Genomic DNA, 8,117 nt, shown 5'->3' with positions numbered 1-8,117 from the left:
CACGTGGTTTTCCTGAAGCATGTAATTGAACCATTTGTTCTTTGAATTCTTTGGTAAAATGACGTCTTACTCGTTTGGTCATGATAGAGTCTCCTCAGTTTTTATTTAAACTAAGTATATATGACCTTAAGCAACCTGCCCAACCTAGTGTAACCTATCCATTAAAAGAGTCTAATAATAAGGTGTTTTTTCCGCTTTTTGACAAAAAATAACCCGCCGCCATTCCCATTGAACCTGTACCAATGATGATGACATCGTAATTCATATGATTATAACCTCCCCGAAGAATCTCAGTTATCCAATTTTACCATTAAATTGATTGATATTTTAGGTTGTGTGATTGATCAGAAAAAAGGGAATCGTTTTATAGGGAAGAAAGTAGTAAGGTGAATCATCCTAGTAGGGTATCGAAGAAAGGGGGTAAGTGACGACAGATGAGTCATTCATTCTACTAGAGGAAAGGGAAGCGTAAGGTCCATCTGCGAAATTCAAACATGCTTCATGATATAAGTCACAAAATTGTGCGATGAATCAAAAAATTTTGTGATAAACGTCACTTTTTCGTTCGTCGCTTTCGTATATGATGGATGTAAGCAGCTGAACTGAAGAATGAAACAACTCAGAGAGAGAAAGAGTCGTAGGTTTAAGTGAGGAGGAGATTATAGTGACTGATGTTTATACTCCAAACAGGGCTCCTTATCAGGTCCCGCTATCAAAACTGTCCGTTCGTTTTGACCACCGACAATTTCCTTTTGAAACAACGCAAGAAGTGCAGGGATTGGAAAATGGGATTATTGGCCAAAACCGAGCTGTTCGTGCCATGGAATTTGGGTTGGAGGTCAAGCAACAAGGATACAACTTATTCATGGTTGGCCCTGCAGGAACAGGAAAAACGACCTATGCTTTATCGAAAGTTAATCAAGTGGCTGCAAATGATCAAACACCTTCTGACTTGGTTTGCGTTTATAATTTCAAACATCACGACGAACCATTGATCGTTTCATTTTCTGCTGGGAAAGGAACCGATTTTAAACACGACATCGAAGAGTTGATTCAGGATATAACGACTGAGATCAGAAACGTATTTGAAAGTAAAGAATACGAGCAGAAAAGCAACAAACTCATTTCTGAATTTGAACAAAAAATCAACCAATCCTGGAATGAATTAGAAGAACAAGCGGTTGAGCAAGGGGTGAAAATCCAAAAGACATCGCAAGGAATGGTACCTGTCCCTGTGAATCACCAAGGACAACCGCTCAATGATGAGATATACCAAATGCTAACGGAAAAACAGCAAGAAGATATCGTGCAAACAGTACGCAACTACCAGCAAAAAATTAATGATCTTATGAGGAAAACCCAATCTACAGAAAAAAATTTACGTAAAGAAATTCAGGAAATGGAAAAGCAAACCGTTCGTGAAGCGATCACGTATTTCGTTGAACAATTGATTAATCAATACGAAACACACGAAAAAGTCGTTGAGTATATACAAGATTTAAAAGAAGATGTTATTCATAATTGGCGAGATTTCTATTCTCACAAAGATGAAGAAGATCAGGAATCATTACTATCTTTGGCCATTGATCAAACGTCAAAAGATGAGCATCGTTATCAAGTAAATGTCCTCGTTGATAACAGTGACGTACATGGCGCACCGGTCATCCATGAAAGCAATCCTACGTATACGAATTTATTTGGAAAAATTGAATACAAAGGGATGAATGGGACAGCGGTCACTGATTTTACAAAAGTGAAACCAGGTGCGATTCACTTGGCAAACGGTGGCTATCTGATTATGCAAGCGACCGACCTTCTTAGTCACCCATTTTCATATCATGCTTTAAAACGAATGTTAAAAACAGGTTATGTCCGTATCGAAAATACTTTGGAAGAAAGGGGACTCATTTCTACAGCTGGATTAAAACCGGAACCGATCCCTGTTCATATCAAAATAATTTTGATTGGCACCCAAGAAGTGTATCAATTGTTGTGCCATGCGGATGAAAATTTCAAAAAGTACTTTAAAGTGCAAGTGGATTTTGATACAGAGATGGAAAGACATGAAGACCATTGTCTGAAGTACGCTGCGTTTGTGAGCAATTACTGTCAAAAAGAAGGATTGCGTCATTTAAGTGCTGAAGCCTTAGGTAAAGTGATTGATTATAGTACAAGGTTAATTGGTGACCAGCGAAAGTTGTCTACAAGTTTTCATGAAATGACGGAAATCCTTGTAGAATCCAATTATTTAGCTGGAAAGAAAGGACATGCTCTTATTGAAACAGAGCATATCTCGCTTGCACTTCAAGAGCGATTTAATAGGTCGAATCGTCTTGAGAAGAAAATTCGGGCGTTGATCGAAGAAGGAACGATCATGGTTCATACAGATGGTGAACGTGTAGGTCAAATCAATGGACTCGCTTATTTGCAGGAAGGTCATTATACGTTTGGACAACCTCACAAAATTACTGCTCGAACTTTTATGGGTAGAAGTGGCATCGTGCATATTGAAAGAGAATCTTTATTAAGTGGTCGTCTGCATTCCAAAGGGTTATTGATATTAAGCGGGTATTTGCAGGGAGAGTTTGCGCGTTATAGACCATTGCCTCTTGCCGCCAGTATTACATTTGAACAAACGTACAGCATAATAGATGGTGACAGCGCTTCTAGCGCAGAATTATACGCACTGCTTTCCTCTCTTTCAGACATTCCTATTCAACAAGGAATCGCCGTAACTGGTTCTGTGAATCAAAGAGGAGAAATCCAGCCAATCGGCGGTGTGAATGAGAAAATTGAAGGATTTTATTATACTTGTAAAGGAAAAGGTTTGACAGGGAATCAAGGCGTGATTATCCCTGATCAAAACGTGAAGAATCTTATGTTAAATGAAGATGTGCTTAATGCCGTTGAAGAAGGGAAATTTCACGTTTGGGCTGTGAAGACGATTCAAGAGGGAATAGAAATCCTAACTGCTATTGAGGCCGGTGAAAGAAATGAACATGGCCAGTTCCCAGAAGGTACAGTATTTGATCAGGTTGAAAATAAAGTAAGCGATATGATAAAAATGATGAACAAAGTTAAGAAACAATCTAATGAAAGCATAGGCAATGATGGCCCGGAATAAGTGAACTGTATACGATCGGAATCAAGAGGTCGATAGGAGATCGAGATGTTCGGGTATTAAGTTGGTCGGTTTGATTAGGGGTTGAAGGGCGATGGCTGTTGGAATTTTGATGATTTATATGGCGACTTACCTGTTCACTTACCAGTTTGTTCCATCAGATAAGGTGAAACGGAGCATGTGGATTTCATTTGTCGGTGGTATGGCAGCATCTTATGTATTTGTCTATGTGCTCCCTTATCTACATGAATACCAACATTCAATTAAAGAAGATTATGGTCGGCTGGCAACGCAAACGGAACTGTATTTTATCGGACTCATTGGCCTTATCATCTTCTACGGTGTTCAAGCGTATGCGTACAGAAGTGAGCAAGCACAATCACATCAAGAACCTGCTTTCTGGGTTCAGGTTATATTCTTTACCATGTATAATGTGCTTATTTCTTACAGTATTGTTTCAACAGACATTAGCGAAATTCAGGCACTATTTTACGCCTCAGCCATCGGACTTCACTTTCTTGTCGTTGCACATGATTTATGGCGTTATGCCCCTGAAAAATATATTTCTACAGGACGTTACATGATGGCTTCTGGTGTCTTGATCGGATGGGTCACAGGCATGTGGCTGCAGTTGTCCGATTTAATAGAAGCGATCATATTCGCTTTTATATCTGGAGCCATGATTCTCAATGTAATTAGTAATGAGCTCCCTAAACACCGCGAAGCTCACTTTCCTGCATTTACGATCGGCGTTATTCTGTACACGAGTATTACGATGGTATTGAAGTTATTCTTTGAATGGTAATAAGTGCAGGGTGTTGTTAATACGTCTTCATTAGACAAATTTAAACAAATGTTTAAACGCCTTATGTTATCTACTGTTCTATTTGGTTTAGTTTTGCGAAACAATGGTAATTGTTGTCGAATTGCCAGAGGTTCACTGTTAGGTATCTAGTGACTCCCTGTTTGAAAGTGGATCGGTTAAACTTCGATGTTATGGGAAATAAAAGGTTCTAAGGAAGCGCAAGATCATTTCCTGCGCTTTTTTAGTCACTATTTTTTGAAGCTTCTTGTGCGTCCTCATCTTTTCTTCCTGTATAAAAAAACATCAAAGTAGCTAATGCAACACCTGACGCAAAAATGACACCTTTTGGTGGTTTGACCGACGGTAAATCAGATAAAGCCATACATAAGCACCCTTTCAGTTATCTTTTTGTAAATACTCTTTAAAATCATAAACCATCCGTTCAACATCACTTGCTTGTCGCTTATCTCCCCCGAATGGAGGCCCCCCAACAACAATCGTAAACCTTCCAGAAGCAATAAAGGTGCCTACGACATTCACTCTATCGCTAATTAGAAGTAAGGCCACCAAAAAATGAACAATATCGAGAGATGCATCGACGATTGGACGTCTCGGTTTGCTTTCAACACGAGAAATGCCCGTGATTGGTCCCGAAAATGATAATGCAAACGAACTTTCTGTTTGTATAAAGACGCCTCCAATGGTAATTTGTCCAGTGAAAATAAGTGCAGCCGTTACAAAGTCAAGGTCACGCAGTATAACTTCGATGTCTTTACTCAATCGTAATCACATCCTTTGCCATTAGGGACCGTGAAGGAGTTCTATATGTCATTAATATATGCATCAGCATCATATGGGGTGTAGAATGACGTGATAGATACGTAAAATCACCTTGTCTATACACTTTTGTTCTTGGAAACTGTGTGGCGAACATAACAATCCTTTGTTTTCTTATACCGTAGCGGTGGCAAATGATTATCATTTTTGTTTACAATAAAAATTGGAATGATTTTCTTTTGAAGCTTACGATAGATGCTTCTATAAAATAATGAGAAAGGATGACAGTAGTGAAAATACTCGTTGTAGGGGCCAATGGCCAAATCGGTAAACACCTCGTTTCATTTATTCAAAATCATGACCAGTTAGAGGCAAAAGCAGTGATCCGTAACGAGAAGCAAGAATCCTTTTTTAAAGATTTAGGAGCAGAAACGGCTGTGATTGATTTGGAAGGTGACGTCGAATCCATTGCCAATGCCGCTGAAGATGTTGATGCGATCGTATTTACGGCAGGTTCTGGTCCACATACAGGGAAAGACAAAACCATATTAGTTGATTTGGATGGCGCTGTGAAAACGATCGAGGCAGCGAAAATGGCAGGGGTTAACCGCTATATTATGATTAGTTCCTTTGACACAACACGTCAAGCGATTCAAGATGCTCCGCGATCCTTTGCGCCTTACGTTGCAGCGAAGCATTATGCCGACGAATGGTTAAAAGGAACAGATTTGGACCATACAATTATCCACCCTGGTGCACTCACAAATGATGAAGGGACCGGTCAAATTGCTGCTGCACCTGAAGTAGAGAGAGGCGAAGTTCCAAGAGAAGACGTAGCAAGCGTCATCGTCGCTTGTTTAGAAAAAGAAGAAACAATCGGCAAGGAATTTCAATTAGTTAAAGGAGATCAGTCCGTTCAAGAGACGATTGATTCACTGTAATTGAGAAGATTTTTGCACATAAGTAAATATAAACATCAAAGAATAACAAACCCTGACCATATGTCGGGGTTGTTATTCTTTGTTTGATAAAATGCCTTGAATAAAATCTTAAAACGGATATTGGTTAAAATAATGAAAGAGGGTTTATGCAAAAACAATAGCTGAAGGGAGACATCCAAGTGTCTGATCTTGTGAAGTTTGATTTACATACGCACCATGAAAGATGTGGTCACGCGATTGGTACGATCGAGGATTATGTAAAACAAGCCATTGAATTTGGTTTAGATTTTATTGGGATATCAGATCACTCACCTTTTTTTTATAGTGAGGAAGATCAGTTGTACCCGAAAATCGCGATGGCTAAAAGTGACTTTCAACGTTATATTGATGAAGTTATCCGTTTAAAAGACAAGTACCGAGATCAAATTCATGTTCTTTTAGGTGTCGAAAGTGATTTTTTCCCAAATCATATTGATATCTACAAAGAACAGTTATTAAAACAGCCCCTAGATTACGTGATCGGTTCCGTTCATTACGTAGATGAAGAAAATATTTTTAAAAAAGGGCGTTGGGACGAATTATCGAAACAGCAAAGCGTGAAGGTGAAGGAAAATTATTACGGATTAATTGAAAAATCAGCGCGAAGTGGCTTGTTTCAAATTTTAGGACATATAGATGCGATGAAAGGGTTTTACCCAGCCTTTTCAGACATTGAAACAGAAGTGGTTGATCGTACACTACAAATTATTGGTGAACAAGATGTCGCGATTGAGGTGAATACATCTGGAAAAACAAAGGACTGCGGAGGCTGGTATCCAGCGGACGATATTTTAGAGCGGGCGCTGTTTTATCATGTCAACGTCACGTTTGGGTCCGACGCTCATAAGCCAGAACGGATCTGTGACGACTTTGATGAGGTGAGACGGATTCTAAAAGAGATTGGCTATAAAGAATGGTGTTATTTTGTGGAAAAGAAAAGAATCATGACATCGTTATAAAGCGGCTGGCGAAGAAAGCGGAGGGCGGACCTTTCGCTTTTTTGTCTTCATAACTTTCTCGTTTCTAATTCAGTTACTTAATAATAGGATGCTAGTCAGTTTATTATCGATCATATATAATCGTTATATAGAGACTTTATTGAGGGAGGTGAATGGGTTGGAAAATGAAATGATGCAAATACTTCATAAAATGAATGAGAAGATGGATAACTTGGAAAAGAACATGAATGAACGGTTTGAAGAAGTAAATACGAGGTTTGAAGAAGTGAATACGAGTTTCGAAGAAGTAAATTCGAGTTTCGAAGAAGTAAATTCGAGTTTCGAAGAAGTAAATACGAGTTTCGAAGAAGTAAATGCGAGTTTCGAAGAAGTAAATACGAGGTTTGAAGAAGTAAATACGAGGTTTGAAGAAGTAAATACGAGGTTCGAAGAAGTAAATACGAGGTTCGAAGAAGTGAATACGAGGTTTGAAGAAGTGAATACGAGGTTCGAAGAAGTGAATACGAGGTTTGAAGAAGTGAACACACAGTTTTCAGAAGTGAATACCCGGTTTGATAAGGTTGAAGGAAAACTCGATAAGATTGAAGCAAAACTTGATGGGGTTGGGGAGCAGTTTGAGTTACACACTGAATCACGTATGAATGATTTTGACTTCATCTCAGATAAGGTTTTCAAGCTAGAAAAGGATGTATATACACTCATAAAAAATAGTAATAACTAACTTAATGAATGAATCAAGTCGGCTCTGGTTTTGTTCCAGAACCTTTTTTTTGCAGTTTTATTTTTATACATTAATATTTCACATACCGTAATTTAAAATTAAAAACAACAAAGTTTATGAAAAGAGGATACATGTTAAAATGAACTGTAAGTCATAATTTGTAAATGAAAGGAACGGTTTTATGGAAGGGAGAACTATTCAGATTTTTTTACCGTTTGGTTCACCAAGAGGAATTAAAATAGCCGAAATCACAAACAGAACTGTTCAGGCAATATATATACCTAGAAACCAGTTAGACGACGCCAGTATGCGTGAAGAAACCTCAAATGTAGGTGTTTATTTCTTGTTTGGACAACGTGAAAATGATGCGATGCCTAGTGTTTATATTGGTGAAGCTGAAAATTGTTTTGATCGACTTAAACAACATAATCGTGATAAGGAGTTTTGGGATTCGGCTGTTGTTTTTGTAACCAATAATATTCAGAATCAATTCACCAAAACAGATGTAAAATTTTTGGAACACTTATCTTATGAAAAAGCACAAAAAGTAAATCGTTATAAAGTATCCCAATCTGTGCCTACTAAATCATTTGTACCAGAATGGAGACAGGCTGATTTACATGATATTTTTGAGACTTTAAATATATTGTTGTCCACATTTGTAACCGCTAAACTAAAGTAGACAGTTTTTGCTCAATAAAAATGAACACTTTTCGATCAAATAATAACTCTCCGTAGTATGATAGTTTCATCA

Annotated in this window: 8 protein-coding genes and 1 pseudogene; 6 read left to right on the top strand and 3 right to left on the bottom strand. The window is 38.1% G+C overall.

Features of this window, described 5'->3' with window-relative positions:
* Positions 1–160: 160 nt before the first annotated feature.
* Positions 161–265: pseudogene (locus tag HNQ41_RS16305) on the bottom strand (FAD-dependent monooxygenase); the annotation flags it as partial.
* A gap of 399 nt (positions 266–664) precedes the next feature.
* Between HNQ41_RS16305 and HNQ41_RS16300 the strand changes: the two are divergent.
* Together HNQ41_RS16300 and HNQ41_RS16295 are read left to right on the top strand one after the other, a co-directional pair.
* Positions 665–3,124 carry an AAA family ATPase gene (locus HNQ41_RS16300; RefSeq protein WP_184665504.1) on the top strand — a complete coding sequence of 820 codons (2,460 nt, stop codon included), beginning with the start codon at positions 665–667 and terminating at the stop codon, positions 3,122–3,124.
* Between the two features lie 91 nt (positions 3,125–3,215).
* Entirely contained in the window at positions 3,216–3,926 is a 711-nt protein-coding gene (locus HNQ41_RS16295) for a hypothetical protein (protein ID WP_184665503.1), read from the top strand.
* A gap of 241 nt (positions 3,927–4,167) precedes the next feature.
* On the opposite strand, the gene HNQ41_RS16290 is transcribed toward HNQ41_RS16295, so the two are convergent.
* Positions 4,168–4,308 carry a hypothetical protein gene (locus tag HNQ41_RS16290; protein ID WP_184665502.1) on the bottom strand — a complete coding sequence of 47 codons (141 nt, stop codon included), beginning with the start codon at positions 4,306–4,308 and terminating at the stop codon, positions 4,168–4,170.
* Between the two features lie 14 nt (positions 4,309–4,322).
* Positions 4,323–4,706 (bottom strand): hypothetical protein, encoded by a 384-nt coding sequence (locus HNQ41_RS16285; protein ID WP_184665501.1) that lies wholly within the window; start codon positions 4,704–4,706, stop codon positions 4,323–4,325.
* Between the two features lie 278 nt (positions 4,707–4,984).
* Here HNQ41_RS16285 and HNQ41_RS16280 point away from each other — a divergent pair, with 278 nt between their 5' ends.
* The 4 genes from HNQ41_RS16280 to HNQ41_RS16265 all read left to right on the top strand — a co-directional run bounded on the left by HNQ41_RS16280 (position 4,985) and on the right by HNQ41_RS16265 (position 8,045).
* Complete coding sequence (locus HNQ41_RS16280; RefSeq protein WP_184665500.1) at positions 4,985–5,644, top strand: SDR family oxidoreductase; 660 nt, start codon at positions 4,985–4,987, stop codon at positions 5,642–5,644.
* Positions 5,645–5,835: 191 nt separating this feature from the next.
* The gene (locus tag HNQ41_RS16275) at positions 5,836–6,642 is read left to right on the top strand and encodes a histidinol-phosphatase (protein ID WP_184665505.1); all 807 of its coding nucleotides are present in this window, start codon (positions 5,836–5,838) and stop codon (positions 6,640–6,642) included.
* A 157-nt stretch (positions 6,643–6,799) separates the two neighbouring features.
* Positions 6,800–7,363, top strand: coding sequence for a methyl-accepting chemotaxis protein (locus tag HNQ41_RS16270; RefSeq protein ID WP_184665499.1), 564 nt, complete (start codon positions 6,800–6,802; stop codon positions 7,361–7,363).
* Positions 7,364–7,544: 181 nt separating this feature from the next.
* Positions 7,545–8,045, top strand: coding sequence for a GIY-YIG nuclease family protein (locus HNQ41_RS16265; RefSeq protein WP_184665498.1), 501 nt, complete (start codon positions 7,545–7,547; stop codon positions 8,043–8,045).
* Positions 8,046–8,117 lie beyond the last annotated feature (72 nt).

Source organism: Texcoconibacillus texcoconensis (assembly GCF_014202575.1).
Lineage (GTDB): Bacteria > Bacillota > Bacilli > Bacillales > Salisediminibacteriaceae > Texcoconibacillus > Texcoconibacillus texcoconensis.
This window is presented reverse-complemented; position numbering and strand designations above follow the sequence as displayed.

Coding starts and splice junctions, on each gene's coding strand:
- HNQ41_RS16295 (WP_184665503.1), top strand. CDS start 3,216: ATGGCTGTTGGAATTTTGATGATTTATATGGCGACTTACCTGTTCACT.
- HNQ41_RS16290 (WP_184665502.1), bottom strand. CDS start 4,308: ATGGCTTTATCTGATTTACCGTCGGTCAAACCACCAAAAGGTGTCATT.
- HNQ41_RS16280 (WP_184665500.1), top strand. CDS start 4,985: ATGACAGTAGTGAAAATACTCGTTGTAGGGGCCAATGGCCAAATCGGT.
- HNQ41_RS16265 (WP_184665498.1), top strand. CDS start 7,545: ATGGAAGGGAGAACTATTCAGATTTTTTTACCGTTTGGTTCACCAAGA.